Source organism: Mesorhizobium sp. M0659, assembly GCF_040320605.1.
Taxonomy (GTDB): Bacteria; Pseudomonadota; Alphaproteobacteria; order Rhizobiales; family Rhizobiaceae; genus Mesorhizobium.
This window is the reverse complement of sequence record NZ_JAMYPY010000007.1, coordinates 133,324-149,904: the sequence shown is the minus strand read 5'-3', so window position 1 is coordinate 149,904 and position 16,581 is coordinate 133,324. Positions and strand designations below refer to the sequence as shown.

Here is a 16,581-nt window from a genome sequence, read left to right as displayed (position 1 = left end):
AACTTGACGGATCGAGCCGTCACACGGTTCCCAACTGCCCGCCAGACCACCGGCGGGCATCTTTTTGTCAGAAACGCTCGATGCGGCACTGATAACAATTGTTGCGCGCCGAGCGGACGTGGACATAGGCGATGTCAGCGCGCTCAAACAGCGTCTCTGCCCGCGCCGCAATGCCGCCAGCCGGAATGACGCCGCCGCTGCCATAGACGATGCGGTCATCCGCACCATAGCCGCGCACGATATAGTCGCTGCTCTCAAGCATCTCTGGAAGCGCTTCCGTCTCGGCTGCGCGTTCGCATTCCTGCGCATGCAGGAAGATCGGCCCTGTCTCGGCGTAAGGCTGCAACGCCGGAAACGGCCGGTAGGCCAGGATCAGATAGCCATCGCCTTCGGCGACGTTTCTCAGGCAATGCCGGCACGGCACGCCGTCGCCATCGGAAACCTTCCGCTCCGGCGTTTGGCCATAGGCGTCCGCCCCGCCGCGCTGCAGCGCTCTCACATCTTCAGTCGGCAAGGCTTTGAACTGAGCGGTCATGGCAAATCTCCGGTGTCGTTGACCGCAAAATATGCCGCCACACCGGCGCTTCCCACCCGATTCCTGCCAAAGCTGCCAGACCGCCCGGCCATGTCAAGCCGGACTGCAGAGACATTGCTTTAGAAACCTGCCTTGATCCGCGAATAAAATCGTCGAAGCGGCGCAGCGTCACCCGGCGGCTGCGCCAGTTCTCGTCCTGGGTCCGCACGAGCAGGAATTCCTCGCCATGAACGGTCGGTTCGGCCTTCAGTCGGAGAAAGTCACGGCCGCATAACGCTGGCCGAGCGCTCGGCGAACGACAGCGGATGCACGGTCTCCTTCTTTTGCGCCACCGGCGCAAAACCGAGCTTCTGGTAGAGCGGCAAGGCAGCCGGATGGTCGAGCGTGCAGGTCTGCACCGTCACCCGTTTCGGCCCATACGACCATGCTGCGGCGATCGCCGCACCGAGGAACCAACGGCCGATGCCTTGCCCGGTCGCATGTTCCATCATGCCGAAATAAGCGAGTTCGACTTCCTCTGGCAAATGCGGCTTGAGGTCGAAGAACCCGGCCGGCGCGCCGTCGAGATAAAGCACCCTGATGTCGCGGTCCTCGCGGTGGATGCCGGCGGCAAGCTCGTCATCGTCCAGCCTCAGGACATTGACCCAGTGCCATTTGCGTCCGACCCGATCCATCAGATAGCGGTAGAAATGCAGCGGAATGTCCTTGGTCCTGAGCAGCGCGATCTGCCTGTTGTAGGGCAACGGCGGCGAATAGGCCGGCGGCACATGCATTTCCAGAAACGTGACCGTGACCTCGATGTCGTCCAGCGCGCCATTTTCCATCGCCATCATTCCTTGCCCGTCACCACAGGCGTGTCTGCCAGCCCGCCCCATTCCGTCCATGAGCCGTCATAGAGCCGGTTGTCGGTGTGACCGAGCGTCTCCAGCGCCAGAGTGACGACGGCCGCCGTTATGCCGGAACCGCAAGAGGTGACGACCGGTTTCGACAGATCGATACCGGCACCCTCAACGGCCTTGCGCAACTGGTCCTTCGACAACAGCGCGCCATTCTGTGACAGCGCCGAATAAGGCAAATTGCGCGCGCCGGGCATGTGGCCGGAGCGAACACCCGCGCGGGGCTCTGGCTCGGCGCCGGTGAAGCGGCCCGCGCCTCGGGCGTCCGCAATCTGGCTCTCGCCAGTCTCGACGATGCGACGCATGTCGGCTAGCCTGGCGACGCGGGCGGCGTCGAAATCTGCGTGGAACACGTTTGGCGCGATCTTGGTCGGCTCCGCTGTCACCGGCCGGCCCGCCGCCTTCCAGCGGTCGAAGCCGCCGTCGAGCACATAGACCTGGAACACGCCCATGACGCGGAACATCCACCAGGCGCGCGGCGCCGAGAAGAAACCCGGACCGTCATAGACGACAATGGTGTCATCGGCCGAAATTCCCATGGCGCCTACATATTGCGCGAAATGCTGTGGCGAGGGCAGCGTGTGCGGCAGCTTGGCATCAGGATCGGAGGCCGCATCATGATCGAAGAATCGCGCACCCGGAATATGCGCAGCCTCATACTCGGCGCGCGCATCGCGCTTCTGCGCCGGCAGATACCAGGATGCATCGACGATCGTCAGGCCGGGCTCGCCAAGACGGCTCTGCAACCAGTCCGCATCGACGGTGAAAGGGCTGTCATCGGCCATTGTTCTTCTCCTGCTCCGCCTTGGCGAAGCATTGCTTCCTGTTGACCATGATCTTCCCCGAAAACCGGCTTCCACTTTTCGGGATCATGGTTCGTTCAAGCTACCGGCAGCGGTCCGAAGCGAATGCGAAAACGCCGGTTTTCGCGGCCCTTCTTCTCGATCTTGCCGATATGGATTTCACCGACTTCGCCGGTGCCTTTGACATGGGTGCCGCCGCAGGGCTGGCTGTCGATCGAAGCGTTGTCGCCGATGCAGACCAGGCGGATCTTGCCGGTGCCTGCGGGCGGCCGGACATTCTTGGATTTCACCAGGCCAGGATTGGCTGCCAGTTCCTCGTCGGTGATCAGCCTGATGAAGATCGGATGATCGGCTCGCACCAGTTCCATCAGCCCGGCGGTGACGTCTTCCCTGGTGAAGCCGGCATCGGGAGCGTCGAAGTCGACGCGGCTGTCATCTTCGGAAACCGCAGCACCGGTAATCGGAAACGGACAGACTACGGTGAGCAAATGGCAAGCTGCGTGCATGCGCATCAGGAGATGCCGCCGCTCCCAGTCGATGGCGAGTTTCACCTGCTCGCCGACCTCGGGTGCCGGCTGCTCCGGCGCCGGCACATGGATAATCTCGTCCTTGGTCTCGCCGGTGATGGTGGCGGCAATGGCGATGCGGCTGCCGTCGGCGCGCTCTAATGTTCCGGTATCGCCAGGCTGGCCGCCCGATGTGGCATAGAAGATGGTCCGGTCGAGAATGATGCCGCCGCGCTCGTTGATGGCGACAACAGTGGCGTCAGCCGCTCTGAGATAGGCGTCGTCGCGAAACAGCGCTTCTGTTCTGTGCGCCATCAGGCGACCTTCTCATACGGCACCGAAATTGTGCTGCGCTCATCCATCCAGCCCGGCACCGGCAGGTTCTTATCCCGCAGGAATTCCGGGTTGAACAGCTTCGACTGGTAGCGCGTGCCATAGTCGGCAAGGATGGTCACGATGGTGTGGCCGGGGCCAAGCTCGCGCGCCAGCCGTATCGCGCCGGCAATGTTGATGCCGGTCGAACCGCCGACGCACAGGCCTTCTTCCTGGATCAGGTCGAAGACGATCGGCAGCGCTTCCTCGTCCGGCACCTGGAACGAGAAGTCCGGCGTGAACCCATCGAGATTTGCCGTGATACGCCCCTGCCCTATCCCTTCGGTGATCGAGCTGCCGTCGGACTTCAATTCGCCACTGGTGTAGAAGGAATAGAGCGCCGCACCCAGCGGATCGGCGAGTGCGATCTTGACGTTGCTGCTCCTGGCCTTCAGCCCGAAGGCGACGCCGGCCAGCGTTCCGCCCGAACCCACCGCCGAGACGAAACCGTCGACCTTGCCGCCGGTCTGCGTCCAGATTTCTTCCGCCGTGGTGCGGATATGGCCGTCGCGATTGGCAACGTTGTCGAACTGGTTGGCCCAGATCGCGCCGTTCGGCTCCGACCTCGCCATCTGCTCGGCCAACCGCCCCGACAGTTTCACGTAATTGTTGGGGTTCTTGTAAGGCACCGCCGGCACTTCGATCAGCTCGGCGCCAAGCAGCTTGATCGTGTCCTTCTTTTCCTGGCTCTGGGTGTCGGGAATGACGATCACTGTGCGATAGCCCAGCGCCTTGGCGACCAGCGTCAGGCCGATGCCGGTATTGCCTGCCGTGCCCTCGACGATGACGCCGCCCGGCTTCAACAGCCCGCGCTGTTCGGCGTCGCGGATGATGAACAGGCCGGCGCGATCCTTGACCGACTGGCCGGGGTTCATGAACTCGGCCTTGCCCAGGATCTCGCAGCCGGTCTGCTCCGAGGCCTTGTTGAGGCGGATCAGGGGCGTGTTGCCGATCGCTTCGATCACAGAACGGGGCATCCGGGATTCCTTATGTAGCTGCGGCGAGACCCTAGAAACCCGAAGCGTGCGTTTCAAGGCAAGAATTCGCCTGGTCCAGTCGCATTTCGGGCACTGCAATCTCCCGCGGCCGGACATCGCGCGATGACGATCATTTCAACCAGTACGGAAAAGCGCTCTTTTCATTCGATTTTTTCACCGCTAGAGCACTAATGACAGATCGGCAGGGCGCAGAATGACACTTTACCGGGCCAACCCGAAGCACGGCGTCGCCTGGATAACCGGCGGCAGCAGCGGCATCGGCCGTGCGCTGGCAAAGGACCTCGCGGCAAAGGGCTTTGTCGTCGCGGTCACCGCACTCGACGGCGACCCACTCGACGCGCTCATCGTCGAGACGGCGCAGATGCCGGGACGTGTCGTGGCCTACCCTTGCGACGTCACCGATGAGCCGCGCATGGCAAGCACGGTGGCGGCGATTGAAAAGGAGCTCGGGCCGATCGTGCTCGCCGTCTTCAACGCCGGCAACTACATCGCCACGCCCGGCGAAGACCTCAGGGTCCGCGACTTTCGCCAGACCTTCGAGGTCAACTATTTCGGTATCATCAATGGCCTCGTCCCGCTCATGGAGCGCATGCGCATCCGTGCGCGCGGCCATATCGTGCTTGTCGGATCCGTCACAGCCTATTTCGGCTGGCCGACCACGGCGGCCTATGGCGGCTCGAAGGCGGCGATCAACATCCTGGCCGAGTCGCTGAAATACGATTTCGACAAGATGAATGTCCGGATCCAGGTGATGAATCCGGGCTTCATCGACACGCCGCTGACCGAAAAGAACATGCTGCCAATGCCGGGACTGATGCCGGTCAACCGCGCCTCGCGCCGCATGCTGCGCGGCATCGAGCATGGCGGCTTCGAGGTTACCTTCCCTCACCGGCTGAGCTGGGGGCTGAAGCTGCTGGCACTGCTGCCAAGGCCAGTCTGCCGGTGGTTCATCAGCACGGCGACCCGCTGGACAGGGCGGCCGCTGAATTTCGACCGCAAGCCGCCGAACCAATAGCTGTCCACAGCCCGGCTGTTGCCTGACTGCACCGGCCACCATAGGCTTTAGAATGGAGTCTGAGATGGGGCGACGGATCGTGCTTGCGGTGCTGGGTGTCGTCATCATCCTTGTCCTGGCCCTCCTGCTTGGTCCGCGCATTCCCGTCGACACAACAATCAGCTTCGACCCCAATGGTGATCGGCGACGATCCGCAAGCGTATATCGCGCGTGAAGAGGCTGCCGTGCCCAACGTCCGCGACGGGCTCGAGAAAGAAATCATCTGGGCCGATCCGATGGTTCACGCCAGGACGCCATTGGCGATCGTCTATATCCATGGCTTTTCGGCATCGAAGGGCGAGGTTCGCCCGCTGGCCGACGAGGTCGCCGACCAACTCGACGCCAACCTTTTCTACACCCGCCTCACCGGTCATGGGCAGGACGGCGCTGCTATGGCGCAAGGCAGCGTCAATGCCTGGATCAACGACTATGAGGAGGCGCTCGCCATCGGCCGGGCCATCGGCGACAAGGTGATCGTCATCGGCACCTCGACCGGTGGATCGCTGGCGGCATGGGCGGCGACTGAGCCTGGCGCATCGGACGGCGTCGCTGCAATCGCATTCATCTCGCCGAATTTCGGCATCAGGGCTTCAGGCGCCGAGCTGCTGACCATGCCCTGGGGCAGGCAGATCGCCGAGTTCGTCGGCGGCAAGGAGCGCAGCTTTACGACCCGCAACGCGCTGCACGGGAAACTCTGGACGCACACCTATCCAATGGCGGCCGTGCTACCGATGGCGGCGCTGACCAACCTTGCCTACGCAGCGCCTGTGGAGAAGGCAACCATACCGGCGCTGTTCATCTTCTCGCCGACAAGGTGGTGCGCCAGGATCGCACCCGCGAAATCGCCGGCCGCTGGGGCGCACCGCATGAACTGGTGCCCGTCGACGACAATGGCGATCCCGACGACCACGTCATTGCCGGCGACGCGCTGTCGCCCTCGACCACGGCATTCCTGGCGCAGCGGATCGTCGTGTGGGTTCAGGCAATTACCGGGCAGCCCTAAACGAAAAAGGACGGCCGAAGCATTGCCCCGACCGTCCTCATACTCGATCGTCAGCAATCAAGCCAGGCTCGACGAGCCTGACCGGTTCGTCTGATCAGGCAGCCCGCGCCGCGGGCCGCTTGCCGCCGAAGCGGCGCTTGTTGTTGCCCTTGAAGGCCTTGGCGCCTTCCGGCTTGCGCTCGCTTGCACCCGCAAAGGCCGGCTTGTCACCAAAACGCTTCTTGGCGAAGCCGTTGTTCTGGCCACCGGGCCGCCTGCCGTCGCGACGGCCATTGCGGTCGTTGCGATCATTGGCGGGCTCGAAGCGCTCGTTCTTTTCGGCCGGATTGCGCACCGGATCCGGGCTGCCGAGATGGTCGGCAACGATCGGCAGCTTGCTGCGGATGATGCGCTCGACCTGACGCAGCTTGCTGTTTTCGGAAGGATCGCAAAGCGTGATGGCGATGCCGTCCATGCCGTTACGGCCGGTACGGCCGATGCGGTGGACATAGCTTTCGGCCTCATCCGGCAGATCGAAATTCACCACATGGCTGATGCCGGGGACGTCGATGCCGCGCGCCGCGATATCGGTCGCGACGAGAATGCGCACCGAGCCCTCGCGGAAATCGTTGAGCGCCTTCTGGCGGGCGTTCTGCGACTTGTTGCCGTGGATGACGGCGGCCTTGAAGCCGTCGCGTTCGAGGTCCTTGGTCACCCGGTCGGCGCCATGTTTGGTGCGCGAGAAGATGATGACGGACTTCATCGCTTCGTCGGCGAGCATCGTCGACAGCACCTGGCGCTTCTGCTTGGTGCGGGCAAAGACAACGCCCTGCACGATTTCGGCGGCAGCGGTGCTCTGCGGCGCGACTTCGACGCGGATCGGGTTCTTCAACAGGCCCTTCGCCAGTTCGGCGATTTCATTGGGCATGGTGGCCGAGAACAGCACCGTCTGACGGTCGGGCGCGGTCGCCTTGGCGATCCGCTTGACGTCGTTGATGAAGCCCATGTCGAGCATGCGGTCGCCCTCGTCGAGCACCAGCCATTTGGTGTCGGAGAGGATGAGGTCGCCCTCGCGCACCAGGTCGGTCAGGCGGCCGGGCGTGGCGATCAGGATGTCGACGCCGGGCGCAACCTTCTTCACTTGGCTGAAGCGCGAGACGCCGCCAAGCACGAGAGCGGTTGAGACATGCGCGCCCTTGGCGAGGATCTTGATGGTGTCCTCGATCTGGACGGCGAGTTCGCGCGTCGGCGCCAGGATCAGCGCACGGGTGGTCTTGGCCCGGCGCTTGGTGCCGAGCGCGATGATCTTCGACAGGATCGGCAGCGCGAAGGCAGCGGTCTTGCCCGAGCCGGTCTGGGCGATGCCGAAGATATCACGGCCTTCCATCTGCGGCGGGATCGCCTGCGTCTGGATCGGCTTCGGCTCGGTGAAGCCGGCGCCATGCGTCGCCTTGAGCAGCGCGCCCGTGATCCCAAGAGCTGCGAAACCGGTGAGGTCCGCAGTGTTGCCGGTCGAGATCGCGTTACCGGCTGAGGTGTTTTCGTTGGTCAAAATAGTCTTCTTTCACGCGGTCTTGGCCGCAAACATCGATGGCGGCAGGGCGCAACCTGCCGTCGAGAAATTTGATATGAAACGACAAGGCGGGCGGACGGAAACGTCCACTCGGCTGCGCTGTCGTGCCCGCAGGCGTCATGCCACGGGGCTCTTTCGCCACTTCGTGATGTATCGGAAAGAGGGGCCGATATACCGGAAAGAGGGAAAACAGACGCAACCAGTCTCATTTGTCGAGAAGGCCGGAATCTCCGGCCCAAGCGCCTATGGGCTGCATATGGCTGAGTTCGCTCCGGAATGCAAGGGGCCACATGTTGCAGCGCAATAATCGAGGCCGAAAGCGGCGCTTGCACACGCCTGCAGGCATCATTACCACAAATGCAGCTTCCATTTCTGGAGACCGAGCGATGAAGGACGTGCTGAAGGAACTCGAGCGCCGCCGCGAGATCGCCCGCATGGGTGGCGGCCAGACCCGCATCGACGCCCAGCACAAGAAGGGCAAGCTGACGGCGCGCGAACGTATCGAGGTCTTTCTCGACGAAGGCTCGTTCGAGGAGTTCGACATGTATGTCGAGCATCGCTCGACCGATTTCGGCATGGAGAAGACCAAGATCGCCGGCGATGGCGTCGTCACCGGCTGGGGCACGGTCAATGGCCGTCCGGTCTATCTGTTCGCCAAGGACTTTACCGTCTTCGGCGGCTCGCTGTCGGAGGCTCATGCCGAAAAGGTCATCAAGGTGCAGGAGATGGCGCTGCGCAACCGCGCGCCGATCATCGGCATCTACGACGCCGGCGGCGCCCGCATCCAGGAAGGCGTGGCGGCGCTAGGCGGCTATGCCGAGATCTTTCAGCGCAACGTGCTCGCATCCGGCGTCATTCCTCAGATTTCCGTGATCATGGGCCCGTGCGCCGGCGGCGACGTCTATTCGCCTGCGATGACCGACTTCATCTTCATGGTGCGCGACACCTCTTACATGTTCGTCACCGGGCCGGATGTGGTCAAAACGGTCACCAACGAGACGGTGACGGCCGAGAGCCTTGGCGGCGCGTCCGTCCACACGACCAAATCGTCGATTGCCGACGGCGCCTACGACAATGACGTCGAGGCGCTGTTGCAGATGCGCCGGCTGGTAGACCTTTTGCCCGCGTCAAATACGTCGGAGCTTCCTGTGATCGAGTGCTACCAGTCGGTCACCGACCATGATCTGTCGCTCGACCGGCTGATCCCAGACAACGCCAACAAGCCTTACGACATCAAGGAGCTGATCCTCAAAGTTGCCGATGAAGGCGATTTCTTCGAGATCCAGCAGAACTTTGCCAAGAACATCGTCACCGGTTTCGGCCGCGTCGAAGGCCGCACCGTCGGCTTCGTCGCCAACCAGCCGATGGTGCTGGCCGGCGTGCTCGATTCCGACGCAAGCCGCAAGGCGGCGCGCTTCGTGCGCTTCTGCGACTGTTTTTCCATTCCCATCGTCACCTTCGTCGACGTCCCCGGCTTCCTGCCCGGCACCGCGCAGGAATATGGCGGCCTGATCAAGCATGGCGCGAAACTCCTGTTTGCCTACGCCGAGGCGACCGTGCCGAAAATCACCGTCATCACCCGCAAAGCCTATGGCGGCGCCTATGACGTGATGGCCTCAAAACATCTGCGCGGCGATATGAACTATGCCTGGCCGACGGCGCAGATCGCGGTGATGGGGGCGAGAGGCGCGGTCGAGATCATCTACCGCAAGGATATTGGCGACGCCGAAAAGATCGCAGCTCACACAAAGGCTTACGAAGACCGCTTCCTGTCGCCCTTCGTCGCCGCCGAACGCGGCTATGTCGACGAGGTGATCATGCCGCATTCGACCCGCCGCCGCATTGCCCGCGCGCTGCGCATGCTGCGCAACAAGGACATGCAGAACCCTTGGAAGAAGCACGACAACATCCCGTTGTAACATCCAATGTCGCGACTGATCATCAGCGCCGGTCGGCGGTTTGGCAGGTTCACGGTCCTGTTTTTCGTTGTTCCCGCTCTCATCATCTTCTGCGTCTGGATGTCCCTGCTCGACAACCATCCAATCTGGTTTATCGCCAGCGGCTTCGTCGTCATGCCGATCGCCACCACGGCCTTGGCATTTCTGTTCGGCACATTGTTTGCGGGCTTCCGACGCAGCAAGATCAAAGGCGTCAGTGAAGCAGAAGCGCCCGGCCTCTGGGCGCTGTGGCGGAGCGTCGCCGGACCGCGCCGTGCTGCGCGCACGGTTGTCATACTAGAGGGCAACCTGAACGCCAGCGTGCACGAAGAGCGCACGCTTCTCGGCCTTCTCGGCAATCGGCTGTTTCTAACCATTGGCATCCCTCTCCTCGCAGTGACCGATGAAAGAGCGCTTGCCGCGATCCTTGCCCATGAGGACGCGCATGTGCGCAACAAGGATACCAATGGCAGCCTCAATCTCGCTGAGTTCGAAAACGGTTTCGGATTTGTCTTCGAGTATGCCCCGCCCGGAACCACGATCACAGGCAGCCTGCTCCACGCCGCTATCGGCTGGCTGTCGCAATCGTTCGAGCGGGAAGAAATCCGGCTTTCGCGCGAAGCGGAGATCAAGGCAGATCGACACGCGGCATCCTCCGGCGACGCCGAGCACGCCGCACGCGCGCTGTTGCTTCTTGCCACGGCAGACGTGCATTTCACGGAGACGGTCTATGACCCTTTGCAGCATGAATTGCGAGGTGCTTTGCGTCCGCCGCGACCGCCGCTCGATCGCATGCTGGAAGCTGCCGGTCAGCTGCGAGAACCCAATTGCCTGAATGTTTGCGCCCGCAGGGCGTGGGCAAGCCCGGATGACGCAAAGTCCACCCATCCGTCTTGGGCTCAACGGCTGGCGGCGCTTGGCTACACGGAGCCGCCCGACCTGGACCCGATCGCCGTGACCGCGCTCTCGACGCTGCTGAACTCGAGCGTAGCACAGCGGCATATTGCGGAATTCGACACCAAATGGACTGCGCGGATGGAAGACCATCTGCAGCGCTGAACTGGTGGTCGCCCAACTCCCAGGCTCACTCCTCTTCTGCCGCCCCGAACCCCGCATCCCTGGGGGCGCTGGTCGCGCTCGCCCAAGGCGTCGCGTGGTTGTCGATGCGCATCTGGAAGATGAAATAGGTCGGCGAGCAGTAGCCGATGCCTTTCACCTTGGCGGCGCCCGGCGTGTCGGGCGGCAGCGACTGGCACATATAATCCTCGCGGCAGAAATGATCGGCCGAACAGGCGGGACGGTTGCCGCGGTTGACCGCGCCGCCGAGGCACTGGTCGAAATTGTTGGTGGCGACGCAGGTGTCGAATTTCTTGCCGCCGACCATGCCGCAAATTTCCGATGGCATCGGCTTGCCCGTCTTGAAGGCGGCGAAGCTGCGGTCCTTGTCGTCGCAGCCGCGATAAGCGATGCCTGCCGGTACGCCGATTTTCGGTGGCCGGCAGGTGTAGGCGGTCCGCGAAAAGGTCGGCGCAAAAGCAGCGAACTGGCCGGTGATCTTGTAGCGGTCGTTGAACGGCTGAGACGGGTTGCTGGCGATCGACCCGGTCAGGCAGGGATGGCCCGAAAACATCTTTGGACTGTCCTTGGGCAACAGACATTGCGCCAGCGTGGTGCGCACGCCTGAGGCCGTCGCCAGCGGCGTGCAGACGGTGCCGCTACCGCATTGCCAAGTCGCGCCGAAGCGTCTTGCATCATCCGGCATCAGGCACGTCATCGCCATCTCGGCCGGGGCGTAGTCGACATCGCCGGCATCGGTCCATGTCGCCGGCGGCGCAAAGGACAGCGGCCGGTAGCGGTTCGGCTCCTTGCCTTCTTCGGTCGCGCGCAGCCAGGCCTCACGTCGCGCAATCTCGGCATGGAGATGCGGCGAGATGCCGACTTCGATGCGGTTGAGCGGCGACGTCGTTTTGTCGTCGAGGCCGATGAAGTGAAAGCCGGCCGTCGAGCCCGCCTGGTGGCAGCCCTGGCAGGCGCCATTGTCCAGCCGCTCGACCAGCGCCTCCGGTGTCCGCACCAGCTTTAGCGCCGCATAGTCCAGGCCGGCGAAATCCGCTGGCTGGAACAGCGGCGTGAACGGATGGTTGGCCTGTCTCGCGCTGCCGAAGGTCGACCACGAAATGATTTTCTTCGCCAGGAATTCGTCGGGGATTTCGTAGACGCCGAGATCGACCGCCGCGACATCGGCGATGACGTAGTCGGCGAGCCTTTTCTTGAGTGCAGCATTGTCCGAGAGCTGCGCAACGTCAGGCGTATTCTCCAGCGGCTTCTCGCTGATGGCAGCGCCATCGATGCCGAAGATCCGCATCAGATAGGCCGCCTGCCCGCCGAATTCGGTCTCCTGTCCCGAGGGAAAACGCACCACCTGCGCATTGAGCTCAAGCTGTTTGAAGTTCAGTTCCTCCGGTGCCAGCGGCCCGCCGGCCAGCCAGCCGGCATCAACGTTTTCGTCGATCTGCGGTGTCCAGCGCCCGGCAACGCCGACGCAGCCGCCATCGGCATCCGGCGCCACGCTGTAGACGGCGTTGAAATTGAATGGCAGCCGCGATGCCAGAACCTTGCCGTTCTTGCGGAAACTGTAGGCCAGGCGATAGACAAAGCGCACCTCGCCACAGCTCTTGTCACCTTGCAGCGCGGTGAAGTCACGCCGGTCCAGCCGGTTGACGACGCCGACCAGGCGGAAGCGCGCGGCCTCGGTCTTCAGCCAGCGCATATCCATGATGCGGCCGACATTGCCGTCGGTCACCTCGTAGAGCGTGCGCCCGCCGGCCTTTATCTCGGCCCGCAGCGTGGCAATATCGGCCGCAACCATGTCGACAACAGCACGATAGGCCGGCACCTCGCTGTAGAGCGTCTTCAGATCGTCCGCGTCGTCGACGGCGAAAATGCGGGCGAAGCCAAAACCCTTGGCATCGAGGGCGGCGAGCACCGCCGGATCGTCGACGATGGTCACGGGCTCTTGAGCACGCACGCCATGTGACGCGAACAGCGCGATGATGGCCGCAACGACGAACGCGAAATGCTTCATCTGATCGCCACCTTCTGCCGTGCATCGACCAGTTCACGCAGCACCGGCACCAGTGCCAGCGGGAGATCCTCGGCGATCAGACCCGGTCCAAAGCGGCTGCCGGCCTCGGCGTGTATCCAGACCGCTGCGCAGGCGGCCTCGAATGCCTGCATGCCCTGCGCCAGCAGCGCGGCGACAATGCCCGCCAGCACGTCGCCGGAACCGGCGGTGGCGAGCCATGGTGCACCATTGGCGTTGATCACCGCGCGGCCGTCCGGCGCCGCGATGACGGTGTCGGCGCCCTTGTAAACCATGATGGCGTTGGCTCGTTCAGCGGCTGCGCGCGCCTTGGCGAGTTTCGACTGCTTCTTGTCCTTCGCGATGTCGGGAAAAAGTCTGGCGAATTCGCCTTCATGCGGCGTCAGCACCAATACCGGCCCCAACGGGAGCAGCGCGGCGTCGAACAGGGCCTGAGGCTGATGCGCCAATGACGTGATGGCGTCAGCATCCAAGACAATGGCAGGGCGCTGAATTCCGAATGAACTCGTCGACGTGCGGTTTAGGTCAGCGACCGTCGCGATCAATTGCAACGCGAAATCCCCCACTTTGGGTTTCGGCCCGAGCCCTGGTCCGAACACAAGTACTTCGGGGTGCCTCGCCGACAAAAATTCCTGCACTTCCTCCATCGAACCGGCCTCGCGCAGCATGATCGATGTCAGATGCGCGGCGTTTACCTGCATGGCATTTTCAGGCGAGAGCACGGTCACCGCCCCTGCCCCGGCTCTGGCTGCAGCCATCGCCGACAGCCGCGCCGCACCTGTCGCGCTCGGCCCGCCGGAAAAGACGCTGACGTGGCCGCGCTTATACTTATGTGTATCGACCGCCGTTTTCGGAAAACTGTATAGCCAGAAGTCAGGCGTGTTCTCGAACGTCTTGATCTTGAACTCATCGACGATCGCATCCGGAATGCCGATATCGGCGATGATGATCTCGCCGCAGAGGCTGCGCCCCGGCATCAGCAGATGGCCGGGCTTTTTCCGCACGAACGTCACCGTCACGTCGGCCTTGAAATAAGCGTTGCTCAAGCCGGTCTCGCCCGACACACCAGAAGGCAGATCGATTGACACCACAGGCACGCGCTCCGCCGCGGCCAATCCTGAGACGGCAGAGGCATGCAGGGATATCTTCTTCGACAATCCCGCACCATAGAGCGCGTCCACGACGACTTCACCCGGTTCCGGGTAGCAGTGTCCGATGTGCTCGACCGGCAGATTGCAGGCCTCGGAAGCTCGCGCCGCATCACTCCCGGGCTTCTGCTTGCCTTCGGCCCAGAGCGCCACATTCACACCAGCCTCGGCCAGCAACCGCGCTACAACATAGCCGTCGCCACCATTATTGCCGGGGCCGCACAGCACGTGCACGCGGCTTGCTGCGGGATAGCGTGCCAGGACCACAGCAGCGACCGCTTCGCCGGCGCGCTGCATCAGGCCATAGCCGTCGAGCGGACCGGCCGCGATCGCCAGCCGGTCGGTCTCGCCCATCTCGGCCGGCGACAGGACTTCATTGCTCATGGATTGCCGATCCGCATTTCGTTCAAGGCCGACCCCTTTGTCCCTATCGAGCATTGTCCAGTTTCGGATTCGAAGCAAACGGCCAGGTGCTGCGTTGGCGTGCGGCCAATCCTTTCGCAGACTGGTGCCACGGATCCGCGCAGGCCTGCAAAATGCGCAATCTGCCTAATTATCGTGCAGACGCCCGAAGCGGCAATGTGTAGGCTTCGGGCAGCTTTGCCGCAGCCGAAGCAGAGGATGACGCGAATGTGCATCCCGGCGCGGCGCGGCATTGGAATTGCGCGAAACCGCTTCGCGTGGGCTGAAATTGGCACAGTTCGTGCTTGATGGAGGCGCAAGCGGGGCGCACAACCCGTTTTTTTGGCAGTGGAGGCCACTTTTTACATGAAAAAGATCGAAGCGATCATCAAGCCGTTCAAGCTAGACGAAGTGAAGGAAGCGCTTCAGGAGGCCGGTCTGCAAGGCATTACCGTGACCGAGGCTAAGGGCTTTGGCCGCCAGAAAGGCCATACCGAACTCTATCGCGGCGCCGAATATGTCGTCGACTTCCTGCCCAAGGTGAAGATCGAAGTCGTGCTGGGCGACGACGCCGTCGAAGGCGCCATCGAAGCCATCCGCAAGGCGGCGCAGACCGGCCGCATCGGCGACGGCAAGATCTTCGTCTCCAACATCGAGGAGGTCGTTCGCATCCGTACCGGCGAAACGGGGATGGACGCCGTCTGAGCTTTCTGATTTCAGATTAACGTCTCCTCGAAGTCATCACACAGGGAAGAAACGACATGACGACAGCCAAAGACATCATGAAGCAGATCAAGGACAACGACGTGAAATTCGTCGACCTGCGCTTCACCGATCCGAAGGGCAAGCTGCAACACGTGACGATGGATGTCATCGAGGTCGAGGAAGACATGTTCGCCGACGGCGTCATGTTCGACGGCTCCTCGATCGCCGGCTGGAAGGCGATCAACGAGTCCGACATGGTGCTGATGCCCGATGCGGACACCGTCCATATGGATCCGTTCTTCGCCCAGTCGACCATGGTCATCCTGTGCGACATTCTCGATCCGGTCTCCGGCGAATCCTACAACCGCGACCCGCGCGGCACCGCCAAGAAGGCCGAGGCCTACATGAAGGCCGAAGGCATCGGCGACACCATCTATGTCGGCCCCGAAGCCGAGTTCTTCGTCTTCGACGACGTCAAGTACAAGGCCGATCCCTACAACACCGGGTTCAAGCTGGACTCGACCGAACTGCCGTCCAACGACGACACCGACTACGAGACCGGCAATCTCGGCCACCGCCCGCGCGTCAAGGGCGGCTACTTCCCTGTGCCGCCGATCGACAGCGCGCAGGACATGCGCTCCGAAATGCTGACCGTGCTCGCCGAAATGGGCGTGCGCGTCGAAAAGCACCATCACGAGGTTGCCGCTGCCCAGCACGAGCTCGGCATCAAGTTCGACACGCTGGTCCGCAACGCCGACAAGATGCTGATCTACAAATATGTCGTGCACCAGGTCGCCAACGCCTATGGCAAGACGGCCACCTTCATGCCGAAGCCGATTTTCGGCGACAACGGCTCGGGCATGCACGTCCACCAGTCGATCTGGAAGAACGGCAAGCCGACCTTCGCCGGCAATGAATATGCCGGCCTGTCGGAGTCGTGCCTGTTCTACATCGGCGGCATCATCAAGCACGCCAAGGCGATCAACGCCTTCACCAACCCGCTGACCAACTCCTACAAGCGCCTTGTACCTGGCTATGAAGCCCCGGTGCTGCTCGCCTACTCCGCGCGCAACCGTTCGGCCTCGTGCCGCATTCCGTTCGGCTCGTCCCCGAAAGCCAAGCGCGTCGAGGTCCGCTTCCCCGATCCAGGCGCGAACCCCTACCTCGCTTTCGCCGCCATGCTGATGGCCGGCCTCGACGGCATCAAGAACAAGATCCACCCGGGACAGCCGATGGACAAGGATCTTTACGATCTGCCGCCGAAGGAACTGAAGAAGATTCCGACCGTCTGCGGTTCGCTGCGCGAAGCGCTGCAGAGCCTCGACAAGGACCGCGGCTTCCTGAAGGCCGGCGGCGTCTTCGACGACGACCAGATCGACTCCTACATCGAGCTCAAGATGGCCGAAGTGATGCGCTTCGAAATGACCCCGCATCCGGTCGAATACGACATGTACTATTCGGTCTGAACGATAAGCCTCAGCGACAAGGAAAAACCCCGGCGTCAGTTCAGACGCCGGGGTTTTTGTTTGACCAATAGCAGACCGTAGACGTGATAGCAGCAGGCTAC

At 62.6% G+C, this 16,581-nt stretch carries 13 protein-coding genes and 2 pseudogenes; 6 read left to right on the top strand and 9 right to left on the bottom strand.

The features are described 5' to 3' along the window. Nucleotides 1-67: 67 nt before the first annotated feature. From NKI31_RS13900 to NKI31_RS13875, 6 genes and pseudogenes are all read right to left on the bottom strand, one after another. Complete coding sequence (locus NKI31_RS13900) at nt 68-535, bottom strand: DUF1203 domain-containing protein (RefSeq protein ID WP_352651848.1); 468 nt, start codon at nt 533-535, stop codon at nt 68-70. Nucleotides 536-674: 139 nt separating this feature from the next. Continuing rightward, nucleotides 675-776: pseudogene (locus tag NKI31_RS13895) on the bottom strand (OmpA family protein); the annotation flags it as partial. Between the two features lie 19 nt (nt 777-795). Further along, on the bottom strand, nt 796-1,359 hold the full coding sequence (locus NKI31_RS13890) for a GNAT family N-acetyltransferase (protein WP_023682574.1): 564 nt from the start codon (nt 1,357-1,359) through the stop codon (nt 796-798). A gap of 5 nt (nt 1,360-1,364) precedes the next feature. Continuing rightward, nucleotides 1,365-2,216, bottom strand: coding sequence for a 3-mercaptopyruvate sulfurtransferase (sseA, locus tag NKI31_RS13885; protein ID WP_352651847.1), 852 nt, complete (start codon nt 2,214-2,216; stop codon nt 1,365-1,367). 95 nt (nt 2,217-2,311) lie between these two features. Further along, nucleotides 2,312-3,055: an alanyl-tRNA editing protein gene (locus NKI31_RS13880; RefSeq protein ID WP_023805243.1), complete on the bottom strand. Its 744-nt coding sequence runs from the start codon at nt 3,053-3,055 to the stop codon at nt 2,312-2,314. Beyond that, the gene (locus NKI31_RS13875) at nt 3,055-4,089 is read right to left on the bottom strand and encodes a cysteine synthase A (protein ID WP_023682581.1); all 1,035 of its coding nucleotides are present in this window, start codon (nt 4,087-4,089) and stop codon (nt 3,055-3,057) included. The genes NKI31_RS13880 and NKI31_RS13875 overlap by 1 nt, the downstream gene beginning before the upstream one ends. Before the next feature lie 214 nt (nt 4,090-4,303). On the opposite strand from NKI31_RS13875, the gene NKI31_RS13870 reads away from it, so the two are divergent. Together NKI31_RS13870 and NKI31_RS13865 are read left to right on the top strand one after the other, a co-directional pair. Beyond that, nucleotides 4,304-5,125 (top strand): SDR family oxidoreductase, encoded by an 822-nt coding sequence (locus NKI31_RS13870; protein WP_023726794.1) that lies wholly within the window; start codon nt 4,304-4,306, stop codon nt 5,123-5,125. A gap of 64 nt (nt 5,126-5,189) precedes the next feature. Next, nucleotides 5,190-6,167: pseudogene (locus tag NKI31_RS13865) on the top strand (alpha/beta hydrolase). 94 nt (nt 6,168-6,261) lie between these two features. Here the strand turns inward: NKI31_RS13865 and NKI31_RS13860 are convergent. Beyond that, nucleotides 6,262-7,698, bottom strand: a complete 1,437-nt coding sequence (locus NKI31_RS13860) for a DEAD/DEAH box helicase (RefSeq protein ID WP_031193338.1) — start codon at nt 7,696-7,698, stop codon at nt 6,262-6,264. 407 nt (nt 7,699-8,105) lie between these two features. Between NKI31_RS13860 and NKI31_RS13855 the strand changes: the two genes are divergently transcribed. Next, nucleotides 8,106-9,638: an acyl-CoA carboxylase subunit beta gene (locus NKI31_RS13855; protein WP_352651846.1), complete on the top strand. Its 1,533-nt coding sequence runs from the start codon at nt 8,106-8,108 to the stop codon at nt 9,636-9,638. A gap of 6 nt (nt 9,639-9,644) precedes the next feature. Continuing rightward, the gene (locus NKI31_RS13850) at nt 9,645-10,715 is read left to right on the top strand and encodes a M48 family metallopeptidase (protein ID WP_352651845.1); all 1,071 of its coding nucleotides are present in this window, start codon (nt 9,645-9,647) and stop codon (nt 10,713-10,715) included. Between the two features lie 25 nt (nt 10,716-10,740). Here NKI31_RS13850 and NKI31_RS13845 read toward each other — a convergent pair whose 3' ends face one another. Both NKI31_RS13845 and NKI31_RS13840 read right to left on the bottom strand, forming a co-directional pair. Continuing rightward, complete coding sequence (locus tag NKI31_RS13845; RefSeq protein ID WP_352651844.1) at nt 10,741-12,741, bottom strand: hypothetical protein; 2,001 nt, start codon at nt 12,739-12,741, stop codon at nt 10,741-10,743. Then, nucleotides 12,738-14,291, bottom strand: coding sequence for an NAD(P)H-hydrate dehydratase (locus NKI31_RS13840; protein WP_352651843.1), 1,554 nt, complete (start codon nt 14,289-14,291; stop codon nt 12,738-12,740). The genes NKI31_RS13845 and NKI31_RS13840 overlap by 4 nt, the downstream gene beginning before the upstream one ends. Nucleotides 14,292-14,675: 384 nt before the next feature. On the opposite strand from NKI31_RS13840, the gene NKI31_RS13835 reads away from it, so the two are divergent. Continuing rightward, entirely contained in the window at nt 14,676-15,014 is a 339-nt protein-coding gene (locus NKI31_RS13835) for a P-II family nitrogen regulator (RefSeq protein ID WP_006205430.1), read from the top strand. 56 nt (nt 15,015-15,070) lie between these two features. Further along, a complete protein-coding gene (glnA, locus tag NKI31_RS13830; RefSeq protein ID WP_023672775.1) occupies nt 15,071-16,480 on the top strand; it encodes a type I glutamate--ammonia ligase in 1,410 nt (469 codons plus the stop codon). Nucleotides 16,481-16,581 lie beyond the last annotated feature (101 nt).